General features: G+C 60.1%; 24 protein-coding genes. 9 read left to right on the forward strand and 15 right to left on the reverse strand.

The annotated features are described in order from the left end of the window. The first annotated feature begins 147 nt into the window (after nucleotides 1-147). Both HU762_RS13950 and HU762_RS13955 read left to right on the forward strand, forming a co-directional pair. Entirely contained in the window at nucleotides 148-450 is a 303-nt protein-coding gene (locus HU762_RS13950; protein WP_186637798.1) for a hypothetical protein, read from the forward strand. Between the two features lie 289 nt (nucleotides 451-739). Then, nucleotides 740-952, forward strand: a complete 213-nt coding sequence (locus HU762_RS13955; protein ID WP_047229330.1) for a cold-shock protein — start codon at nucleotides 740-742, stop codon at nucleotides 950-952. 65 nt (nucleotides 953-1017) lie between these two features. Here HU762_RS13955 and HU762_RS13960 read toward each other — a convergent pair whose 3' ends face one another. Together HU762_RS13960 and HU762_RS13965 are read right to left on the reverse strand one after the other, a co-directional pair. Continuing rightward, nucleotides 1018-1332, reverse strand: a complete 315-nt coding sequence (locus tag HU762_RS13960) for an I78 family peptidase inhibitor (protein WP_186637801.1) — start codon at nucleotides 1330-1332, stop codon at nucleotides 1018-1020. Nucleotides 1333-1494: 162 nt separating this feature from the next. Further along, entirely contained in the window at nucleotides 1495-1800 is a 306-nt protein-coding gene (locus HU762_RS13965) for a hypothetical protein (protein WP_186637804.1), read from the reverse strand. Between the two features lie 131 nt (nucleotides 1801-1931). Between HU762_RS13965 and HU762_RS13970 the strand changes: the two genes are divergently transcribed. Then, entirely contained in the window at nucleotides 1932-2129 is a 198-nt protein-coding gene (locus HU762_RS13970; RefSeq protein WP_186637806.1) for a hypothetical protein, read from the forward strand. 41 nt (nucleotides 2130-2170) lie between these two features. Here the strand turns inward: HU762_RS13970 and HU762_RS13975 are convergent, their stop codons facing one another. The 8 genes from HU762_RS13975 to HU762_RS14010 form a co-directional block, all read right to left on the reverse strand. Then, nucleotides 2171-3199, reverse strand: coding sequence for a nucleoside hydrolase (locus HU762_RS13975; RefSeq protein WP_186637809.1), 1029 nt, complete (start codon nucleotides 3197-3199; stop codon nucleotides 2171-2173). Nucleotides 3200-3229: 30 nt separating this feature from the next. Continuing rightward, complete coding sequence (gene rbsD, locus HU762_RS13980; protein WP_186637811.1) at nucleotides 3230-3634, reverse strand: D-ribose pyranase; 405 nt, start codon at nucleotides 3632-3634, stop codon at nucleotides 3230-3232. After that, on the reverse strand, nucleotides 3631-4545 hold the full coding sequence (gene rbsK / locus HU762_RS13985) for a ribokinase (RefSeq protein ID WP_186637813.1): 915 nt from the start codon (nucleotides 4543-4545) through the stop codon (nucleotides 3631-3633). Before rbsK ends, rbsD begins: the two co-directional genes overlap by 4 nt. Nucleotides 4546-4570: 25 nt before the next feature. Further along, a complete protein-coding gene (locus tag HU762_RS13990; protein ID WP_186637815.1) occupies nucleotides 4571-5590 on the reverse strand; it encodes a LacI family DNA-binding transcriptional regulator in 1020 nt (339 codons plus the stop codon). Nucleotides 5591-5593: 3 nt separating this feature from the next. Further along, a complete protein-coding gene (locus HU762_RS13995; RefSeq protein WP_186637818.1) occupies nucleotides 5594-6571 on the reverse strand; it encodes an ABC transporter permease in 978 nt (325 codons plus the stop codon). Further along, nucleotides 6568-8121: a sugar ABC transporter ATP-binding protein gene (locus tag HU762_RS14000; RefSeq protein WP_186637821.1), complete on the reverse strand. Its 1554-nt coding sequence runs from the start codon at nucleotides 8119-8121 to the stop codon at nucleotides 6568-6570. Before HU762_RS14000 ends, HU762_RS13995 begins: the two co-directional genes overlap by 4 nt. 55 nt (nucleotides 8122-8176) lie before the next feature. Beyond that, on the reverse strand, nucleotides 8177-9136 hold the full coding sequence (locus HU762_RS14005) for a sugar ABC transporter substrate-binding protein (protein WP_186637824.1): 960 nt from the start codon (nucleotides 9134-9136) through the stop codon (nucleotides 8177-8179). A 133-nt stretch (nucleotides 9137-9269) separates the two neighbouring features. Beyond that, nucleotides 9270-9716 carry a hypothetical protein gene (locus HU762_RS14010; RefSeq protein WP_186637958.1) on the reverse strand — a complete coding sequence of 149 codons (447 nt, stop codon included), beginning with the start codon at nucleotides 9714-9716 and terminating at the stop codon, nucleotides 9270-9272. Between the two features lie 319 nt (nucleotides 9717-10035). On the opposite strand from HU762_RS14010, the gene HU762_RS14015 reads away from it, so the two are divergent. The 3 genes from HU762_RS14015 (at nucleotide 10036) to HU762_RS14025 (ending at nucleotide 12284) form a co-directional block, all read left to right on the forward strand. Beyond that, nucleotides 10036-11124 carry an asparaginase gene (locus HU762_RS14015; RefSeq protein WP_186637827.1) on the forward strand — a complete coding sequence of 363 codons (1089 nt, stop codon included), beginning with the start codon at nucleotides 10036-10038 and terminating at the stop codon, nucleotides 11122-11124. A 165-nt stretch (nucleotides 11125-11289) separates the two neighbouring features. Beyond that, nucleotides 11290-11589 carry a DUF1654 domain-containing protein gene (locus HU762_RS14020; protein WP_176689649.1) on the forward strand — a complete coding sequence of 100 codons (300 nt, stop codon included), beginning with the start codon at nucleotides 11290-11292 and terminating at the stop codon, nucleotides 11587-11589. Nucleotides 11590-11594: 5 nt separating this feature from the next. Further along, entirely contained in the window at nucleotides 11595-12284 is a 690-nt protein-coding gene (locus HU762_RS14025) for an endonuclease I family protein (RefSeq protein WP_186637830.1), read from the forward strand. A gap of 63 nt (nucleotides 12285-12347) precedes the next feature. Here HU762_RS14025 and HU762_RS14030 read toward each other — a convergent pair whose 3' ends face one another. Further along, a complete protein-coding gene (locus tag HU762_RS14030; protein WP_186637832.1) occupies nucleotides 12348-12713 on the reverse strand; it encodes an SPOR domain-containing protein in 366 nt (121 codons plus the stop codon). A 247-nt stretch (nucleotides 12714-12960) separates the two neighbouring features. Here HU762_RS14030 and csrA point away from each other — a divergent pair, with 247 nt between their 5' ends. Further along, on the forward strand, nucleotides 12961-13155 hold the full coding sequence (gene csrA / locus HU762_RS14035) for a carbon storage regulator CsrA (protein WP_003179932.1): 195 nt from the start codon (nucleotides 12961-12963) through the stop codon (nucleotides 13153-13155). 365 nt (nucleotides 13156-13520) lie between these two features. On the opposite strand, the gene cysS is transcribed toward csrA, so the two are convergent. Then, a complete protein-coding gene (gene cysS / locus HU762_RS14040; protein ID WP_186637833.1) occupies nucleotides 13521-14903 on the reverse strand; it encodes a cysteine--tRNA ligase in 1383 nt (460 codons plus the stop codon). Nucleotides 14904-14924: 21 nt separating this feature from the next. Then, nucleotides 14925-16622: a glutamine--tRNA ligase/YqeY domain fusion protein gene (locus tag HU762_RS14045; RefSeq protein WP_186637834.1), complete on the reverse strand. Its 1698-nt coding sequence runs from the start codon at nucleotides 16620-16622 to the stop codon at nucleotides 14925-14927. A gap of 249 nt (nucleotides 16623-16871) precedes the next feature. On the opposite strand from HU762_RS14045, the gene HU762_RS14050 reads away from it, so the two are divergent. Both HU762_RS14050 and HU762_RS14055 read left to right on the forward strand, forming a co-directional pair. Beyond that, the gene (locus tag HU762_RS14050; protein ID WP_186637835.1) at nucleotides 16872-17375 is read left to right on the forward strand and encodes a peptidylprolyl isomerase; all 504 of its coding nucleotides are present in this window, start codon (nucleotides 16872-16874) and stop codon (nucleotides 17373-17375) included. After that, the gene (locus HU762_RS14055) at nucleotides 17372-18151 is read left to right on the forward strand and encodes a UDP-2,3-diacylglucosamine diphosphatase (RefSeq protein WP_186637836.1); all 780 of its coding nucleotides are present in this window, start codon (nucleotides 17372-17374) and stop codon (nucleotides 18149-18151) included. Before HU762_RS14050 ends, HU762_RS14055 begins: the two co-directional genes overlap by 4 nt. Nucleotides 18152-18177: 26 nt before the next feature. Here HU762_RS14055 and HU762_RS14060 read toward each other — a convergent pair whose 3' ends face one another. Both HU762_RS14060 and HU762_RS14065 read right to left on the reverse strand, forming a co-directional pair. Further along, nucleotides 18178-19707 carry a DHA2 family efflux MFS transporter permease subunit gene (locus HU762_RS14060; protein WP_238340383.1) on the reverse strand — a complete coding sequence of 510 codons (1530 nt, stop codon included), beginning with the start codon at nucleotides 19705-19707 and terminating at the stop codon, nucleotides 18178-18180. A 237-nt stretch (nucleotides 19708-19944) separates the two neighbouring features. After that, the gene (locus HU762_RS14065) at nucleotides 19945-21141 is read right to left on the reverse strand and encodes an efflux RND transporter periplasmic adaptor subunit (protein ID WP_186637837.1); all 1197 of its coding nucleotides are present in this window, start codon (nucleotides 21139-21141) and stop codon (nucleotides 19945-19947) included. Nucleotides 21142-21152 lie beyond the last annotated feature (11 nt).

Consider the following 21152-nt stretch of genomic DNA (forward strand, 5'->3'; position numbering starts at 1 on the left):
AGCCCGGCATGCTAGCACAGATGAACGGTCATCGCCGCGTCCGGATTGAAGCGGGCGTAAACTGGCTGTTTTTATGCCAGAGTGCTGAACCGAAACGCTTGCAACGCCTCAGATAACAAGACACCGACCCTAAAGGAGCATCTTCGCATGCGTCTGAACACACTACTGGCAGTCGTCGCCCCCTTCGCCCTGCTGCTTCCATTGACCGCCCATGCCGAGTGGCCCAAGGGCGAGCGCGAAAAATACATGGCCCAGTGCACTCAAGCGGCGACCCCGCAGATCGGCGCGGCCGCGGCCAAGGCCCACTGTGCTTGTGGCGCCGACGCGATCAAATCCTACCCGGCGAGCGATATCCAGGCGCTGATGGACAATAAGGCCAGCCCCGAATTGCAGCAGAAAGCGCTCGGCCAGATCGCCAAATGCAAGGCCAATCCCCCCGCAAAAAAATGAGAAGACAAGCGCTTGAATTTGGCTCGGCAGCGATAAAAAGGGCTGATTAGCTCCTTTTTTGAACGATTTCTACAGGTTTTACAGCTTTTTTTATCGTCTTTACGTTCGACTGAAAGCCTTTGAAACCGGGCCTTTCAGGCGGTTCAGGCGGTAAAGAAAACACGACTGATTGGCAAACAGCGCCTGCGGGGGGCTCCCAAATCGAACATTTCGACTATGATACCCCGGTGTGCCCAGTTGGCCTGAGCAGCACAGTACACTGAAAATATATGTTTCTTGGAGATACACCATGTCTAATCGCCAAACCGGCACCGTTAAATGGTTCAACGATGAAAAAGGCTTCGGCTTCATCACTCCTACAGGTGGCGGTGACGACCTGTTCGTACACTTCAAAGCTATCGAAAGCGACGGTTTCAAAAGCCTGAAAGAAGGCCAGACCGTTTCCTTCGTGGCTGAGAAAGGCCAAAAGGGTATGCAAGCTGCACAGGTTCGCCCAGAGTAATTTCTCGGTGGACTAAAAAAACCCCGTCCATGTGACGGGGTTTTTTATGGTCTATTGAAAACCGCTCAGCCGCAGCTCACTCGATTGACCACCAGGCCGGCATCGGTATTGAGGTTCAGGCGATCGGAACGGTACTCAAGCGTGACCATGTCGTTGGGCTTGAGGATACGCGCATACTGCGCGCCTGCACGGGACCTTGCCTGGTCCAGCAATTGGGGCGAAGCCTGCTTGCCGATTGCGAACTCGGCTGCCTTTGCTTCACAGCGGCTATCGCCGGTATCGGACGCCACAGGCTCAGGGGTCGACTCAGAGGTGCTGCTGCAACCGCTCAAGAGCGCAGCGGCCAGCAAAGTACTCAATGACGCAAGCTTCCAAGGCATGAAGCCTCCTATTAGGATGAATTAACCAGAGAGCGTGCGACAACCCAGACGAAACTTGGTTTCAACACCAAGGCCATCATCGTGCCCTCACCCGCAAAACCGGCAGTTTGCCTGAGCTCCCTTTTCTGTTCATGGCTCAATCGTGACTGAATATGAATGCGCTCAGTAGATGTCGATGTAATCGAAGGCTGGGTTCGGCCAGTTTTCCTTGAGTGCGTTGTAGATCTGCGTGACCCAGACCTCATCGCTGGCCGCGACCCTTCCGACATATCCCGACCCCTTCGCCCAGGTTTCCAGCCGAAACAGCAACCCGTCGATGTCGGCGCCACCCACGACGCCCGACGAAAGATAGGCGATTCCATCCTTGGTCACACGTAGCTGGGTGTGCTCGTCGTCACTGGCAGAAGCCAACAATTGCCGAACCGCTTCAACTGTCAGTCCATCTGGATCGTTCAGGTCGATCTGCACGACTGGGCTCCCGCAAAAGTCAAAAAAACAAGTGTCGCACAGCGCCCTCTTGATGCCTAAGTCGCACTGCCCAACCCGACGCAAAAATGGTTAACTCAACCTACAGACCTTACAACCCTGCGAGCCCCGACATGAGCACCGTCAGCATCGAAGCCACCATCAATGCCAAATGGGCGCAGGGCCACAGCTCATACAGCCCGGGCAGCCCGGAAGAGTTGGCGATCATCGGCATCGAGCTGCTGGTGAAGGAATTGGGCACGCAAGCGGCGCAGAACTTCATCCAGCAGGCCTTCGAACGCTACCCCAGCGTCATCGAAGCGATTGACTGAGGCCACCGCAGGCTTTGCCTGCGGGCTCGCTGCAAACTAGGCTACTTGAGACGCGCCAATCGCTCGGTCAACAAGTCGAAGAAACCCTGGGCATCGCCCTCCTTCACCCAGAAAGCATTCTTGGGTGCCTTCAAGCCGTCATACCAGTCGACCACGGTCTGCCCGAAAGTCGGACCTTCGCGGCTGTCCACCACCAGGTTGACCGAGCGGCCGGTAAACAATTGCGGCTTCAGCAGGTAGGCAATCACCGTCGCGTCATGCACCGGCCCGCCTGTCATGCCGTAGTGCTCCATGTCGCCCTTCACGTACTCGTTGAGGATATCGCCGACCAACTTGCTGGCGTTGTTGTTCAGCGCGGCGATCTGCTTCAGGCGCGCCTCGCTGGTGAGTATCTTATGGGTCACGTCCAACGGCAGATAGGTCAGCTTCAGGCCACTCTTGGCGACCACTTCCGCCGCCTGGGGATCGGCGTACAGATTGAATTCGGCCACCGGGGTGATGTTGCCGCCATTGAAATGCGCACCGCCCATGATCACCACTTCCTTGATGCCCTGGACGATGTCCGGCTCCTGGATCAACGCCAGGGCCAGGTTCGTTTGCGGACCGAGCATGGCGATGGTGATGCTGTGCGGCTTGGCGGCCTTGAGGGTATCGATCAGGTAATTGACGGCGTTGCCCTGGGCCAGTCCCTTCTTCGGCTCATGCACGGTCACGCCGGACAGGCCTTCCTTACCGTGGATGTTTTCCGCATAGATGGGCGTGCGCATCATCGGCTTGGGCGCGCCCGCATAGACCGGTACTTCCTCGCGCCCCGCCCATTCCCGGGCCAGGCGCGCGTTGCGGGAAGTCTTGTCCAGCCGCACGTTGCCCGCCACGGTGGTCAGGGCACGGATATGCAGCTCTTCGGGAGACGCCAGGGCAAACAACAACGCAACGACGTCGTCGGCACCAGGATCGGTGTCGATGATCAGATCGATTTTCTCCGCCGCCTGGGCGCTTGTAGCCGTGATCAATGACAAAAGCAGCAGACTCCGCAACAGTTGATGCATTTTCTGAGCATAGCGGTGCATGGCGCACTCCTTGTGCAGGGTGGATAAAACTTAGAACGTGACGCCGGCGATCAGCACCACGTTGCAGTACGGAGAACATTCTCCCGTGCGAATAATCGCCCGCGCCTGTCGGCTAAGGATCTTGAACTGCTCGTGGCGGACCAGTTCCCGTGCGCCCAACGCGCCTTCGGCATGCAGCGCCTCCAGCGTGGCCAGGGCCGACGGTTGTTTATCAAGGATCTCCTCAGCCAGTACGTGGCTTTCGACCTGCATCTCGCTGAGCACCACCTTCAAGGTACTGACGAAGTCTGGGACGCCATGGGTCAGCGCCAGGTCGATCAATTCGACCCCTGGCGGCACGGGAAGCCCGGCGTCACCGATGACTACCTTGTCGCCATGACCGAGGGAGGCGATCAGCCGCGACAAGGCGATGTTCAGCAACGGAGTCTTTTTCATGATTCGAACGCCTGTACTTCCTGCAGTGACGGTATGGAGGGTTGCGCGCCAGCGCGGGTAACCGACAACGCAGCGGCGACCTGGCCGAAACGAATGGCCTCGAGCTCATTCTTGCCACTGGCCAAGGCAGCCGCGAACCCACCGACAAACGTATCGCCGGCCGCCGTGGTATCGACCGCCTTGACCCGCGGTGCGGGGAAGTGTTCGAAGCTCGTGCCGTTGGCAAACATCAATCCTTGGGCACCCAGGGTCACGATCACCTTGCAGGCGCCAGCGGCGATCAACTGTGTCGCGGCGGCTTCGGCGGTTTCCAGGGAATCCACCGCTAATCCGCTCAGCACCGCTGCCTCGCTTTCGTTGGGAATCAGGTAATCGACGCAGGCGTACCAGTCCGCCGGCAATGTATGGGAAGCCGGCGCGGGGTTGAGGATGACGATCTTGCCCAACTCACGGGCGCGCTTGAGGGCGTGGCCCACCGTGGCATCCGGCACTTCAAGCTGGCAGATGATCACGTCGGCGTGCTGCAATACTTCATCGACACCGTCCAGGACTTCGGCGGTAAGCGCACCGTTGGCACCGGCGACGATAACAATCGCATTCTGGCTGTTGTCATCGACCACGATCAGCGCAACACCGCTGGAACCTTCCACCACGCGGACTGCCTGGCAATCAATACCCTCGGCCAACAGCGCGCCGCGCAATTGCTCGCCATAGGCATCGCCGCCCACGCAACCGACCATGGACACTTGCGCCCCCAGGCGCGCGGCGGCCACCGCCTGGTTGGCGCCCTTGCCACCCGGGATAGTGGAGAACGATTCTCCGATCAGCGTTTCACCACCACGAGGCAGACGCGGCGCCCGGGTCACCAGGTCCATGTTCAGGCTGCCTATCACCACTACTTTTGCTGGCATACATCATTACTCATCAATTCGATTTTCAGCGGTATTGGGCGAATGTACCGGACAACGGTGCAGTCGACTCTCGCAAGACAATGCTGGGTGTGACGATCCGCTGGTCCGTGGCGAGCGTCGGCGTCGCGATGCGTCGCAGCAGCACTTCCGCCGCCATCTCGCCGAGCTGCAGGATCGACTGCCCCACCGTTGTCAGCGCCGGGTAGACATAGCGGCTCATCTGGATGTCATCGAAGCCGATGATCGACAGTTCGCTGGGCACTCGCACATTACGCTCGGCGGCGGCACGCAGCGCACCGATGCCGATCATGTCGTTGGCCGCGAAGATCGCGCTGGGCGGCCGGTGCTCAAGCAACTGGGCCGCGGCACGGTAGCCACCGGTGCTGGTGAAATCGCTTTCAAGCATGCGCTCGACAGGCAACTCGATCCCCGCCTCTTTCAACGCACGGCAGTACCCCGCCAGGCGCATTTGCGCCACGCTGGTATCTGCCGGACCGCCGATGAAGGCAATGTCGCGATGCCCCAATTCCAGCAGGTGCCGGGTCGCCAGGTACGCGCCGTACTCATGATCGATGCGCACCAGGTCGGCGTCGACGCCATCGAGCCCACGGTCGACGATCACCATGGGCGTGCGCACGTTGGCCAGCCCCTCGGCGAGGCCGACATCACCTCCGGCCGAGGCCACGATCAATCCATCGATACGCTTTTCCAGCAGCACCCGCAGATAGCTGCGCTGCTTGTCCGGATTGTCATCGGAGTTGCACAGGATCACGCAATAGCCATTGCGCTCGCAGTAGTCCTCGATTCCTCGGGCCAGCTCGGCAAAGTACGGGTTGAGGCTATTGGGCACCAGCAAACCGATGGTTGCCGTGGTCTTGGCCTTGAGCGAGCGCGCCACGGCACTCGGCACGTAGTCCAACCGCTCGATCGCCGCCTCGACCTTGCGCCGCACCTCGTCACTGACCGGCCGCGTCTTGTTCACTACGTGCGAGACGGTCGTGTAGGAGATCCCCGCGAGTGCCGCCACATCCTTGATGGTTGCCATGGCTCAAGCCCGCCGACTGGCGCGCTGGCTGCGGTACGTATCGAGCACCACCGCCACCACGATCACTGCGCCGGTGATGATGCGCTTGGTCGGCTCGGTGGCACCGATCTGGGCCAGGCCAGCCGCCAGCACCGAGATGATCAACACACCAAAGAAGGTGCTGATGACCGAACCCCGGCCGCCCATCAGGCTGGTCCCGCCAATGACCACGGCGGCAATCACTTGCAACTCAAGCCCTGAGCCCGCGTTCGGATCCGCCGCTTCCAGGCGCGAAATCTGGAACAGCGCCGCGAGTCCGGCCAACAGCCCCATCAGGCTGAACACCAGGATCTTGTAGGGTTTCGGATTGATGCCAGCCAGGCGCACGGCTTCTTCATTGGTACCGATGCCGATCAGGTAGCGACCGAACACGGTGCGGGTCAGCACCGCCTGGGCAATGAAGATCACCAGCAAGGCAATGATGAACGACGGTGAAATACCAAAGGCGAACGGATTGGACAGCCAAGCAAAAGAGTCGCCGATATAGGCGGTGCGCGAGCCGGTCATCTGGTACGCCAGGCCACGGGCCATTTCCAGCACACCCAGCGAAACGATGAATGATGGAATGCGCCACGCCACGGTGATCGAACCGGTGACCGTACCCGCCAGCGCCGCAACGGCCATGCCGAGCAAGGCCGACGGCCAAACGCTCCAGCCCCAGCCGAGGATCGCCACGCTGACGGTCGATGCGGCCAGCGCCAACACCGAGCCCACCGACAAGTCGATGCCGCCAATGATCAGGATAAACGTCATGCCGACCGCCAGAACCATCAGGTCCGGGATCTGGTTGGCGAGGGTGCTGAAAGTGTCATAGGACAGGAAATGGCTGCTCAGGACCGAGAACAGCGCGATCATGGCCAGCAAGGCACCGGCCAGGCCCAGGTAAGTCCCCAGGCCAAAGAAGTTGCCATTGGATTTGCCGATGGCAGGTGCGGTTTTCATGAGAGTTCCCTAGGCGCTGCTTCGTTGAGCAACGCATCACGTTTTTGGTAGCCGGCGAACGCCGCGGCAAGCAAATCATCCTGGGTCCAGCTGTCACGTTCGAAGGTATCGATGAGGCGGCCGGCAGACAGTACGCCGATCCGGTCACAGATCAGCATCAGCTCGCGCAAGTCACTGGACACCACGACCAACGCCTTGCCCTGGCGAGTCAACTCACCCAGCAGCGCATAAATGTCGAATTTGGCACCGACGTCGATGCCGCGGGTCGGCTCGTCGAACAACAGCACCGAGCAATCGCGTTCGAGCCAGCGGCCGATCACGACTTTCTGCTGGTTGCCGCCCGACAGCTCGGAGACCAATTGAGTCGGACTGGAGCTGCGGATGCGCATGGCATCGATCTGCCGCTGCGCCAACGCCAGTTCCGCGCCGCCATTGACCAGGCCGGCGCTGGAGATCTCCGGCATGTTGCCGAGCGCGATATTCGCCGCGATGGATTGGGTCAGCAGCAGGCCTTCACCCTTGCGGTCCTCGGTGATCAGCGCAATGCCGTGGGCCACCGCATCGGCCGGTGAACGAATGCTGACGACCTTGGCCGGTGAACCCAGCGCCACGGTGCCGCTATCCGCCGCGTCAGCGCCGAAGATCAGCCGCAAAAGCTCGGTGCGCCCTGCCCCGATCAGCCCGGAAATGCCAAAGATTTCGCCGCTGCGAACCTCGAAGGACACATCACGAACCTTGTCGGAACGGGTCAAGCCCGCGACGGTCAGCGCCGGTGCGCCAATCTGGCGCGGGCCCAGGTCGATGTGCTCGCCCAGCTCCCGGCCGACCATCAGCGTCACCAACTGCTCGCTGTTGTAGTTGGCCATCGGCTCGACGCAGACCAGGTTGCCGTCGCGCAATACCGCAATGCGCTGGGCCACCCGCGCCAGTTCTTCGAGGCGATGGGAAATATAGATGATCGATACGCCCCGGGCCTGCAGGCGCAAGATCTGCTCGAACAGCATCTCGACTTCACGGGCCGTCAGCATGGCGGTCGGTTCGTCGAGGATCAGCACGTGGCAGTCGCCGATCAGGTTGCGGGCGATCTCGACCATCTGCTGGTGACCGATTCCCAGCTCACCGACCAACGTATCGGGGTCGATTGCATCGAGCCCCACTTGCGCCATGGCCTCGACTGCCGCCGCGCGCAATTGCTTGCGGCTGATCCAGCCGCCGTGGCTGGGCAGATTGTCGAGGAACAGGTTTTCGGCCACGGAAAGGGTCGGCAGCAGGTTGAGCTCCTGCATCACCATGCGCACGCCCAGCGATTCGGCCTGGGCCCGACTGCCGGGACGGTAATCCTGCCCCTGGAATTGCATCTGCCCGGTGGTCGGCGTGACCAGCCCGCCGATGATCTTGGACAAGGTACTTTTACCAGCGCCATTTTCGCCGGTCAGCGCCAACACTTCGCCGCGCATCAAGCTCAGGCTGATATCGCTCAGTACCGGCTGCGCATAGGTCTTGCCGATACCGCTGACGCAAAGGACAGCGTTCGGATCGCGAACGGACATAACAAACTCTCCAATGCGCCCGCCCGGACGGGCGAGCGCCGTTGTGTCGCCAGAATTACGGCTTGGTCACCAGCTCGACCGGAGTTTCGATAACGCCGTTGGTGCCGCTGTCGACTTTTTCGCCCTTGAGCATCTTCAGCGCTGTTTCGATGCCGAACACTGCCTGCTTGGCGGCGAACTGGTCGGCCGTCGCGAGAACGCGACCGTCCTTGAGCATCGGCTTGATGGCATTGATGTTGTCGTAGCCGACCACCTGCACCTTGCCCGCCTTGCCCGCCGCGCGCACGGCTGATACGGCACCGACCGCCATGCTGTCGTTACCGGCCAGCAGTGCCTTGATGTTCGGGTATTCGCTGAGCATCGACGCGGCAACCTTATTGCCCTTATCGATCTCCCAATCACCGGATTGCAGGGAGACGACCTTGATCTGCGCCGCTTCCATCGCATCCTTGAAGCCTGCGGTACGCGCCTGGGCGTTGGTGGTGGTCGACACGCCTTCGATAATGCCCACCTCGTCACCGGCCTTGAGCTGCTTGGCCAGGTAGTCACCCACCAGGCGAGCGCCCTTGCGGTTGTCCGGGCCTACGAACGGCACAGTGATGTTTTTGCTCTTGACCACTGCCGGGTCGAGCTGGTTATCGATGTTGATCACGGTGATGCCGGCGTCGACGGCTTTCTTGATCACCGGCACCATGGCCTTGGAGTCGGCGGGCGCAATAATCAACGCATCGACCTTGGATACGATCATCTGCTCGACGATGCGAATCTGGTTGGCGGTGTCGGTTTCATCCTTGATCCCGTTGGAGATCAGCTCGAAATCGGCGGAGTGTTCCTTCTGGTATGCCTTGGCACCGTCTTCCATGGTCAGGAAGAACTCGTTGGCCAGGGATTTCATGACCAGGGCGACCTTGGGTTTTTCGGGGGTCTGGGCGAGCGCCGAGGAGAAAGGCAGCGCTGCGGATGCGGCCGCGAGCATGGCAACGGCGAGAAGGCGTCCAGCGAATGGCAGCTTCATGGGTTCACTCCGATTTTATGATTATTGTGAGCAAAATCGTCGCACGACAACCGCGCAAACGTTTGCGTGGAATGAACTATGGTAAAGCATCGCGGTTTTGTCAACGTTCCGGTTGGGGCCGGAATGTCGGGCGTCAGGCGGTGGTATTGACCAGCGCTCCGGAACTGGACTCCTTCGCCAATTCCTTGATCAAGCTGCCGGTCACCTGCTGCAGCGCGCCGGTGGTATCGGCGATCTGCCCCTGAATAGCCATGATAGCGGTAGTTTTGGCTTCAGGCGTCGAATACGCACGCGCCTGCGCAGCAGCCAATTGTTGCTGTTGTTCACGCAGTTGTTGCTGAAGTTCTTGCATACGCTTGAGCAGCGTTTGTGTCGCGACGCTTTGGGTACTGGCGCTTTTTTCAGTCTTGCTTTCGGCTTCGGTAGCCAGGTTCGCGCGGACTTTGCCAGACTCTTCAGTTTCGCCAAGGGCCTTGTCGGCTGCATCGGCGCTCGCCTCGCTCAAAGCTTTCAACGTGCTCGCAGACTTGCCGCCAATGGTCAGGGCTGCGGCATTTGGGAAGCCGATTGAAAAGGACATGTGTCGCTCCATGAATGAATTCCTACAAGGAAGATCGTCCGCTGGGGCATTTTCTTTAGCGCGACCAACAAATCTCTTTCCTTCAGACAACCTCCCTTCGGGTAACCGAACGATAAACACGTTGAATATTCGGAAACCCGTCCACCGGTTTTTTACGCAGGCGCCTCCTCCAATACGCATCGTTATAAATATCAACCGCTTAACAGCAGCTCACACGCCATGGCCGCACTGGTACGGATCATGCTCTGGCAGTTGGGCTCCCGGCATTCAGGTCTGCCGGAGCATCTAGATGAATCCATCATGACTAGAGAGAAGAATAATGACATCTGCCTTAAAGACTTTCGTTCCGGGCGCCTTGGCCCTTCTGCTGTTGCTGCCCAACGCCGTCCAGGCGAAAGAAACCCAGACTGAGCAAAAGCTCGCCAACGTGGTCATCCTCGCCACTGGCGGCACCATTGCCGGCGCCGGTGCCAGCTCGGCCAACAGCGCCACGTATCAGGCGGCCAAGGTCGGCATTGAAAAACTGATCGCTGGCGTACCGGAGCTCAGCCAACTGGCCAACGTCCGCGGCGAACAAGTGATGCAAATCGCCTCGGAAAGCATTACCAACGAAAACCTGTTGCAACTGGGTCGGCGTGTCGCCGAACTGGCCGACAGCAAGGACGTCGATGGCATTGTCATCACCCATGGCACCGACACACTGGAAGAAACCGCGTACTTCCTGAACCTGGTGGAAAAAACTGACAAACCGATAATCGTCGTCGGTTCGATGCGTCCCGGCACGGCGATGTCGGCGGATGGCATGCTCAATCTCTACAACGCCGTGGCCGTCGCCAGCAGCAAGGAGGCCCGCGGCAAGGGTGTCCTCGTGACGATGAACGATGAAATCCAGTCGGGCCGCGATGTCAGCAAAATGATCAACATCAAGACTGAAGCCTTCAAGAGCCCTTGGGGTCCGCTCGGCATGGTGGTGGAAGGCAAGTCCTACTGGTTCCGCCTGCCTGCCAAGCGTCACACCATGGACTCGGAATTCGACATCAAGACCATCAAGAGTCTGCCGGACGTGGAAATCGCCTATTCCTACGGCAACGTCAGCGACACGGCCTACAAGGCCCTGGCTCAATCCGGCGCCAAGGCGATCATTCACGCCGGCACCGGCAACGGTTCGGTGTCTTCGCGCGTGGCGCCTTCCCTGCAGGCCCTGCGCAAGGACGGCGTGCAGATCATTCGGTCGTCCCACGTCAATGCCGGTGGGTTCGTACTGCGTAACGCCGAACAGCCTGACGACAAGTACGACTGGGTCGTGGCTCACGACCTGAACCCTCAGAAGGCGCGCATCTTGGCGATGGTCGCCCTGACCAAGACCCAGGACAGCAAGGAATTGCAGCGGATGTTCTGGGAATATTGATCGTTCCCGCCCGACCGATTCCGGTCGGGCCTCCCTTCGCCACCCGCTTCCTTCGAGCAGGTGGCACCTGCGCCTACTTGGCTCGCTAAAAAAATGTAGTTCTCCTACACCAAAACCCGAAAAGCGCTGTCAGACGATTTTCTTGAATTTTAAGCAGTTGCGTAAATGCCTACAGTTAAATACTGTATGCACGTACAGCTTAATAAGGATAATCCTGTGGCCACGCCCTCCGCTGCAACTACCCCCTTAGATTCCTATACACGGCTCGGCTTGCGGGTCTCGAAAATCATCAATTCGCCTACCGCACAAAAAGCCAAGGCCGCGCTGATCTTCCGCCTTCCCGACGAGCCGGTAGATGAATGGGAACGCTTGCTGGAAGAAATCGACGAGAACGACAACGTCACCCTTGCCTATCGCGACGACGGTGGTGTGCAGGTTTTCTGGGTTGTGCCGAAGGAAGATTGAGCCTGATGAGTGTTCGCTGTTTAGCTTTATTGCTCATGTTCGTCGCCGTGGGCGCACACGCCGGAGCTCCCCGCACTTTCAACGAAGCGAAGAAAGTCGCCTGGAAACTTTATGCACCACAATCCACCGAGTTTTATTGTGGCTGCAAATACACCGGCAACCGCGTGAACCTCTCGGCTTGCGGTTATGTACCGCGTAAAAACGCGAAGCGCGCCGCACGCATCGAGTGGGAGCACATCGTCCCGGCCTGGCAGATCGGCCATCAGCGCCAATGCTGGCAACAGGGCGGACGCAAGCATTGCACCCGCTACGACCCGGTCTATCAACGGGCCGAGGCTGATCTTCACAACCTGGTCCCAAGCATTGGCGAGGTCAATGGTGATCGCAGCAACTTCAGCTTTGGCTGGCTACCGGTGCAGAAAGGTCAATATGGCTCATGCCTGACCCAGGTGGATTTCAAGGCCAAGAAGGTCATGCCCCGCCCTTCGATTCGAGGAATGATTGCCAGGACGTATTTCTACATGAGCAAACAGTACGGCCTACGCCTCTCCAAACAGGATCGGCGGCTGTACGAAGCCTGGGACAAGACTTATCCCGTGCAGGCCTGGGAACGCCAGCGCAACCAGAGCGTGGCGTGTGTCATGGGGCGCGGAAACGAATTTGTCGGCCCGGTGGATATGAAAACCTGCGGTTGACCAAGCCACCAGCCAAAAGGCCCCGGACGTCACGCGCCCGGGGCCTTTTGTTTATCCGCCGGGTTATCGTGCTGGCGGGAAATCCACAACCAAGGCCTCGATGTTGCGCTTCTTCGCGCGTACCAAGGCGGCAGTGACTTGCTCCTGCTTCGCTTCGGCTTCAGCCTTGGAGCTGAGCGGTCCGACCAGGACCCGGTCCTTGCCATCCTCCCTGACGACCGTGGACATGAAGCTATGCTCGATCAACCATCCGGTGAGGTCGCTCACGGCCTGGGGGGTTTCGCCTCGAACCTCGACTGCCCACTGCGGCGCGGCAGCGGCTGACGGGGTGGAGGTCGCCGCCGGTTTCGGCTTGGGGGCTTCGACGTCGCGCCCCTCTCCACATCCCGCCAGCGCCAATACCGCGATTACCCAAGCCAATTTACGCACAACGATTCCCCCGGAAGACATGAAGAGGGGATTTTAGCACCCACACTCGCCAATAACGCCCTAAACAGTGCGCAAAACACGAGAATCCTGTCCGGCGTCTCTGTATAGTCGCACCCTGGGAATTAATGCTGTATCTGCACGTCAGAAAGAGGCACCCACATTGTGACACTTAGCACTAATCTATAAGCAGTACCGACATCTGCACTGTCTGAATCAGGTGCCCTATAAAGCAATCAAGGAGAACACCATGCTGATACTCACCCGCAAAGTCGGTGAAAGCATAAACATTGGTGACGACATCACGATCACCATTCTGGGCGTAAGTGGCCAACAAGTCCGGATCGGCATCAACGCCCCGAAAAACGTGGCGGTGCATCGCGAGGAAATTTATCAGCGCATCCAGGCCGGCCTCACCGCCCCTGACAAGCCGCAAACGCCCTGAGCCTTGCCGCAGTCCGCAGCCAGCCCGTTTGCATCGTCGCAATGGCTGGCTATAGATTCAGGCCGGGTGCCTCACCCTGCGTCCCTCCCCCGCCTTAGATGTCCGTCCAGCTCGTGAAACCGATACTACTGGCATGTCTCGTAGCATGGCTGTCAGACGTTTCGTTTTAATGGCGGGGAAGCCGCCGTACGTGGCCAATCAGCTCAAGCTCACGCCACCACCATCAAGTCCCCGCATGAAGATTGCGCTCAGAGAGAACGTCGAAACGACCTGACAGTACTGGCTCGTAAAGAAATGACTGTCACTCAGTACACAAAAAAAATGGGAGCTGGCGAGCTCCCATAGGGTATTGCGTGTTTTTGGAATCAGTCCGCCAATCGCCAGGTCGTCCCGCCCTTCCCGTCTTCCAGCACCACGCCCATAGCGGTGAGCTGGTCGCGGATGCGGTCGGATTCGGCCCAGTCCTTGTTGGTTCGCGCAGCCAGGCGTGCCTGGATCAGCGCCTCGACTTCGGCGGCGTCGACGCGGCCTTCGGCACCGGCCTGGAGGAAATCGTCGGCTTCGAGCTGCAACACACCGAGCACGCTGGCCAATTCCTTCAGACGCGCTGCGAGGCCCGCTGCCGCATCGAGATCGCTTTCGCGCAGGCGATTGATCTCACGCACCATTTCGAACAGCACTGCGCACGCTTCCGGCGTGCCGAAGTCGTCGTTCATCACTTCGGTAAACCGCGCTACGAACGCTTCGCCACCAGCAGGTGCCGCCGCAGGCAAGCCTTTCAACGCATGATAGAAACGCTCCAGGGCGCCCTTGGCGTCCTTGAGGTTGTCTTCCGAATAGTTGATGGCGCTGCGGTAGTGGCTCGATACCAACAGGTAACGCACAACTTCCGGATGGTATTTATCGAGCACGTCGCGGATGGTGAAGAAGTTGTTCAAGGACTTGGACATCTTCTCGCCATTGATCCGGATCATGCCGCAATGCATCCACGCGTTGGCGTAGGTCTTACCGGTGGCCGCTTCACTCTGGGCAATCTCGTTTTCGTGGTGCGGGAATTCCAGGTCGCTGCCGCCGCCATGAATGTCGAAGGTCTCGCCCAGGCAGCAGGTGGACATCACCGAGCATTCGATGTGCCAGCCCGGACGCCCGGCGCCCCACGGCGAATCCCAGCTCGGCTCGCCCGGCTTGGCGCCTTTCCACAGTACGAAGTCCAATGGGTCTTCTTTTGACTCATCGACTTCGATGCGCGCGCCGATGCGCAGGTCTTCGATCTTCTTGCGCGACAACTTGCCATAGCCCATGAACTTGGCGACGCGGTAGTACACGTCGCCATTGCCCGGTGCGTAGGCATAACCTTTGTCGATCAAGGTCTGGATCATCGCCCGCATGCCGGGAATGTGGTCGGTGGCGCGCGGCTCCAAGTCGGGTTTCTGGATGTTGAGACGCGCCTCGTCCTCGTGCATGGCCTTGATCATGCGCTCGGTCAACGCATCGAACGATTCGCCGTTCTCGTTGGCCCGATTGATGATCTTGTCGTCGATGTCGGTGATGTTGCGCACATAGGTCAGGTCGTAACCGCTAAAGCGCAACCAACGAGTCACCAGGTCGAAGGCAACCATGCTGCGGCCATGACCCAAGTGGCAATAGTCATAGACGGTCATGCCGCACACGTACATGCGGACCTTGTTGCCATCCAGCGGCTTGAAGACTTCTTTGCTCTTGGTGAGCGTGTTGTAGATCGTAAGCACAGGGTTTCCCTTAAGACTTGATCACTGACCCCAGGAGTCGCGCAAGGTCACGGTACGGTTGAACACCGGAGCACCGGGTTTCGAGTCCTTGATATCCGCGCAGAAGTAGCCTTCGCGCTCGAACTGGAAACGGTCTTCCGGCAGTGCGTTGCCCAACGACGGCTCGGCACGACAACCTGTGAGAACCTGCAGGGAGTCAGGGTTGATGTTGTCCAGGAAACTGGCGCTGTCCTCGGCCTTTTCCGGGTTCGGCGAACGGAACAGGCGATCGTAAAGGCGCACTTCGCACTCGACGCTGGCGGCAGCCGGTACCCAGTGGATCACGCCCTTGACCTTGCGACCTTCCGGGTTCTTGCCCAGGGTTTCGGGATCGTACGAGCAGCGCAGCTCGACGATGTTGCCCTCGGCATCCTTGATGGCCTCGTCGGCGCGGATCACGTAGCTGCCACGCAGGCGCACTTCACCGGCTGGCTCCAGGCGCTTGTAGCCTTTTGGCGGCTCTTCCATGAAGTCTTCGCGGTCGATGTAGATTTCCCGCGCGAACGGCAGGACGCGCACGCCCATGTCTTCTTTCGGGTGGCGCGGCAGCTCGAGGTTCTCGACCTGGCCTTCCGGGTAATTGGTGATGACGACTTTCAGCGGTCGCAGCACGCACATGGCGCGCGGGGCGCTGTGGTCCAGGTCGTCACGGATGCTGAATTCCAGCATGCCGAAATCCACCACGCCGTCGGAACGGTTGGTGCCGATCATCTCGCAGAAATTGCGGATCGACTTCGGCGTGTAGCCACGACGGCGGAAACCCGACAGCGTCGACATGCGTGGATCATCCCAACCGTTGACGTGCTTTTCGTCCACCAGCTGCTTGAGCTTGCGCTTGCTGGTGATGGTGTAGTTCAGGTTCAGGCGGCTGAATTCGTACTGGCGCGGATTGGCCGGCACCGGCAGCTTCTCCAGGAACCACTCGTACAAAGGCCGATGGCTTTCGAATTCCAGCGTGCAGATCGAATGGGTGATGCCTTCGATGGCGTCCGACTGACCGTGGGTGAAGTCATAGTTCGGGTAGATGCACCACTTGTCGCCGGTCTGGTGGTGATGGGCATGGCGGATGCGGTACATGATCGGGTCGCGCAGGTTCATGTTCGGCGAAGCCATGTCGATCTTGGCGCGCAGCACACGGGCGCCGTCCGGGAACTCGCCAGCGCGCATGCGGGCGAACAGGTCCAGGTTCTCTTTTACGCTGCGGTCACGGAACGGGCTGTTCTTGCCCGGCTCGGTCAGGCTGCCGCGATATTCCTTGGCCTGCTCCGGCGTCAGGTCGCACACGTAGGCGTCGCCGGACTTGATCAGCTCTACCGCCCAATCGTGCAACTGGTCGAAATACTGCGAGGCGTAGCGCACTTCGCCGGCCCATTGGAAACCCAGCCACTGGACGTCGCTCTTGATCGCGTCGATGTATTCCTGGTCTTCCTTGGCCGGGTTGGTGTCATCGAAACGCAAGTGCGTGACGCCGCCAAATTCCTCGGCCAGGCCGAAGTTCACGCAAATGGATTTGGCATGGCCGATGTGCAGGTAGCCGTTGGGCTCCGGCGGGAAGCGAGTGACGATCTGCGTGTGCTTACCCGAATCCAGGTCCGCCTGGACGATCGGGCGCAGGAAGTTGACCGGCACGGCCGGGCCGGTCTTGGAATTCGAGGTAGGGTCGACAGTGGGCTTGCTCATAGGATCCTTGAACGTACAAGTGCGCGGCCGGGTGCGGCCTGATAAATCAAAGCCCGTATCATAGCCGATGCTGTCAAGCACCTGACAGGCCAGGCCGGCAAAGGATTGAATTTAATCGACGGCCAGGTGAAAAACAGCCTCGAAATTCGCGCATGGCACGCTAAACTGCCCAACCTGGCCGATTGCAGCCAGACCGGTTGCGGGCGTTTGTGCCCCGAAACCCACGAATTCCTTGAAAGAGTAGCGATCATGACCCAAGTCAAACTGACCACCAACCACGGCGACATCGTCCTGGAACTGAACGCCGAAAAGGCACCGCTGACCGTTGCCAACTTCGTCGAGTACGTCAAGGCCGGCCATTACGAAAACACCGTTTTCCACCGTGTCATCGGTAACTTCATGATCCAGGGCGGCGGTTTCGAGCCGGGCATGAAGGAAAAGAAAGACAAGCGCCCAAGCATCCAGAACGAAGCCGACAACGGCCTTTCCAACGACAAGTACACCGTTGCCATGGCCCGCACCATGGAGCCGCATTCGGCCTCCGCGCAGTTCTTCATCAATGTCGCCGACAACAGCTTCCTGAACCACAGCGGCAAGAACGTCCAGGGCTGGGGCTATGCCGTATTCGGTAAAGTCACCGAAGGCACTGACGTGGTCGACAAGATCAAGGGCGTATCCACCACTTCCAAGGCCGGCCACCAGGACGTCCCGGCAGAAGACGTGATCATCGAGAAAGCCGAGATCATTGAGTGATATTGCTGATTTCAGATTTGCATCTGGAAGAGGAGCGCCCGGACATCACCCGGGCGTTTCTGGATTTACTCGCCACCCGCGCCCGCTCGGCGCAAGCGTTGTACATTCTGGGCGACTTCTTCGAAGCCTGGATCGGCGACGATGCCATGACGCCGTTCCAGCGTTCCATCTGCCAGGCCCTGCGCGAACTGAGCGACAGCGGCACGGCGATTTTCCTGATGCACGGCAACCGTGACTTCATGCTGGGGCAGGCTTTCTGCAAAGCGGCCGGCTGCACCCTGCTCGAGGACCCGAGTGTCGTGCAGTTCAACGGCGAATCGGTGTTGCTGATGCACGGCGACAGCCTCTGCACGCGAGACGTCGGCTATATGAAGCTGCGGCGCTGGCTGCGCAACCCGCTTACGCTGTTCATCCTGCGTCACCTGCCGCTGGGCAGCCGCCAGCAACTGGCGCGCAAGTTGCGCAGCGAAAGCCGCACGCAGACACGCATGAAAGCCAATGACATCGTCGACGTCACGCCCGAAGAGATCCCGCGGATCATGCAGCAGTACGGCGTGAAGACCCTGATCCATGGCCACACCCACCGCCCCGCCATCCACAAGCTGCAACTGGGCGAACAGGCCGCCCGGCGCATCGTATTGGGGGATTGGGACAAACAAGGCTGGGCGTTGCAGGTCGATGAGCAAGGGTTTGCGTTGGCGCCGTTCGGTTTTGCCCCGCCGCCACAACTGCCGGCACCTGACCCAATCCCCAGCCACACCCCCAGCCACAAGTAGTCCCTAGCGGGGCCGGCTATTCAGTTTCAATGGCCGCTGGCGGCAGGCCCGGCCTTCGCCGCGAACGGCGGCTTCGCCAGCCACACCAGCAGGATCAACCCCATGAACGCCCACCCCAGCAGCGTGAAGTAATCCACGGTGGAGAGCATGTACGCCTGGCTGTTGAGGATCTGCTCGAGCTGGGCGTAGACCGGCGTGCTCGCCCCGCCGAGCTGATTGATCGTCTCGCGCGTGGCCGGCTCGAAGGTACTGATGCTTTCGCTCAGGTAGGCATGATGCTGGTCGGCCCGGCGAATCCAGATCCAAGTCGTCAGCGACGCGGCGAAACTGCCACCGAGGGTACGCAGGAATGTCGCCAGTCCCGCGCCATCGGCAATCTGGTGGGGCGGCAGGTCCGACATGAGGATGCTCAGGGTCGGCATGAAGAACAACGCCACACCGATGCCCATGAACAACTGCACCAAGGCGATGTGCTGGAAATCCACTTCGTTGGTGAACCCGGCGCGCATGAAGCAACTCAGGCCAATCGCCAGGAAGGCCAGCCCGGCCAACAGGCGCAGGTCGAACTTGTGCGCGTACTTGCCGACGAAGGGCGACATCAGGACCGGCAGGATACCGATAGGCGCCACCGCCAGGCCGGCCCAGGTGGCGGTATAGCCCATCTGGGTCTGCAACCATTGTGGCAGGATCAGGTTGATGCCGAAAAAACCGGCGTAACCGCCCACCAGCACGATGGTGCCGATACGAAAATTGCGATAAGCAAACAGCCGCAGATTCACCACCGGATGGCGGTCGGTCATTTCCCAGATGACGAACACGGCCAGGGCGATGACCGAAATCAGCGCGCCAACAATGATGAAATTCGACTCGAACCAATCCAGGTCGTTGCCCTTGTCGAGGATGACCTGCAATGCACCGACACCGATGATCAACGTAATCAAGCCGACATAGTCCATCGGCTGGCGACTGGTCACCACCGGCCGCGCCTTGAGCTGCTGGCGCACCACCAGCACCGCGAAAATCCCGATAGGCACGTTAATGAAGAAAATCCACGGCCAGCTGTAACTGTCGGTGATCCAACCACCAAGGATCGGCCCGGCAATCGGCGCGACTACCGTGACCATCGCCAGCAACGCCAGGGCCATGCCACGCCTGGCCGGCGGGTACACCGCAATCAGCAAGGTCTGGGTCATCGGGTACAAAGGGCCGGCCACCAGCCCCTGGACCACGCGAAAGCCGATCAGCTCTGGCATCGAGGTGGAGATTCCGCACAGGAACGAGGCGACGACGAACAGCACGGTCGCCCACAAAAACAGTTTCACCTCGCCAAACCGGCGGCTCAGCCAGCCCGTGAGCGGCAGCGCAATGGCGTTGCTCACCGCGAACGAAGTAATGACCCAAGTGCCCTGCTCCGAACTGACGCCCAGGTTTCCGGAAATGGTCGGCAAGGCGACGTTGGCGATGGTCGTGTCGAGCACTTGCATGAACGTCGCCAGCGACAACCCGATGGTGCTGAGCAACAGGCTGGGCGGCGTGAAGGACGCGTTATTGCTCATTGCAAGAAATCCTATGAAGCAGAGGTGGTGAAACCGAAGCAAGCCCGCCAGGACCGCGACGCTATCCTTACGGCCTGCGACAAACACGTGGCGAGGGAGCTTGCTCCCGCTGGGCCGCGAAGCGGCCCCAACATCGGTAGAACGCGTAGCATCAGACACACCGCATCCGCCGGTTTACGACTGCTTCGCAGCCGAGCGGGAGCAAGCTCCCTCGCCACAGGGTTGCGCAGCGCTGTGTTAGCGCTGCGCGGTCTTGCTCGCCGCGGCGCTGTTTTCGTGGATCAGGCGCGTGATCATCGCGTCGGCATCGGCCAGCTGCCGGTCATAGACCTGGGTGCTGAACGAAGCTTTCTGCGGCGGCTGCTGGGCCAATACCGGGCCGCTCTGGTCGTGCAAGTTGACGTTGACCAGCGTCGACAGACCGACCCGCAACGGATGCTTGGCCAGCTCTTGGGCATTGATATGAATGCGCACCGGCACCCGCTGGACGATCTTGATCCAGTTACCGGTGGCGTTCTGCGCCGGCAACAGGGCAAACGCACTACCGGTCCCGGCGCCAAGACTGTCGACCGTGCCGCTGAACTTCACATCACTGCCGTAGAGGTCGGCTTCGATGTCCACCGGTTGGCCGATGCGCATGTCGCGCAGTTGGGTTTCCTTGAAGTTGGCGTCGATCCACAACTGATCCAGCGGGATCACCGCCATCAACGCCGTGCCCGGTTGCACCCGTTGGCCCAGTTGCACGGTGCGCTTGGCGACATAACCGGTCACCGGAGCGATCAAGGTACTACGGGCATTGGTCAGGAAAGCCTGGCGCAATTGCGCGGCGGCGGCTTGCACGTCGGGATGCGACGACACCACGGTATCGTCCACCAGGGCGCTGGTGGTCTTGAGCTGTTGCCGGGCATTGGCCAGGGCGTTCTGCGCCGAGGTCAGGTCGTCCCGGGCGTGGGACAGTTCTTCCTGGGAGATCGCCCCGCCGGCCGCCAGGTTCCGGCGCCGGTTATAGTTCTCCTGGGCCTTCTGCACTTCGGCTTCCTGGGCATGCACCTGCGCCTTCATGCCGTCGACGTTGCTGTACAGACCCCGCACCTGGCGCACGGTGCGGGCGAGGTTGGCCTGGGCACTTTGCAGCCCGACTTCGGCATCGTTCGGATCGAATTGCACCAGCACTTGGCCCTCACGCACCAAGTCGCCGTCGTCGGCGCCGATGCTCACCACCGTGCCCGTGACTTGCGGGGTGATTTCCACGACGTTGCCGTTGACGTAGGCATCGTCAGTGCTTTCGTTCCAGCGCCCGTACAGTTCATGCCAAGCCCAGACACCTACGCCGGCGAGAACGACAATCAGGGCCAGGCCCAGCAGCATCACCTTGCGCTTGCGCGGGTTGCCGCTGTCCTGTTGAGTTTCTTGAGTAGTTTCGGCAGTTGCCATGACAAGTACCT

The sequence above is a fragment of the Pseudomonas sp. SWRI92 genome (assembly GCF_014268685.1).
Classification (GTDB): domain Bacteria; phylum Pseudomonadota; class Gammaproteobacteria; order Pseudomonadales; family Pseudomonadaceae; genus Aquipseudomonas; species Aquipseudomonas marvdashtae.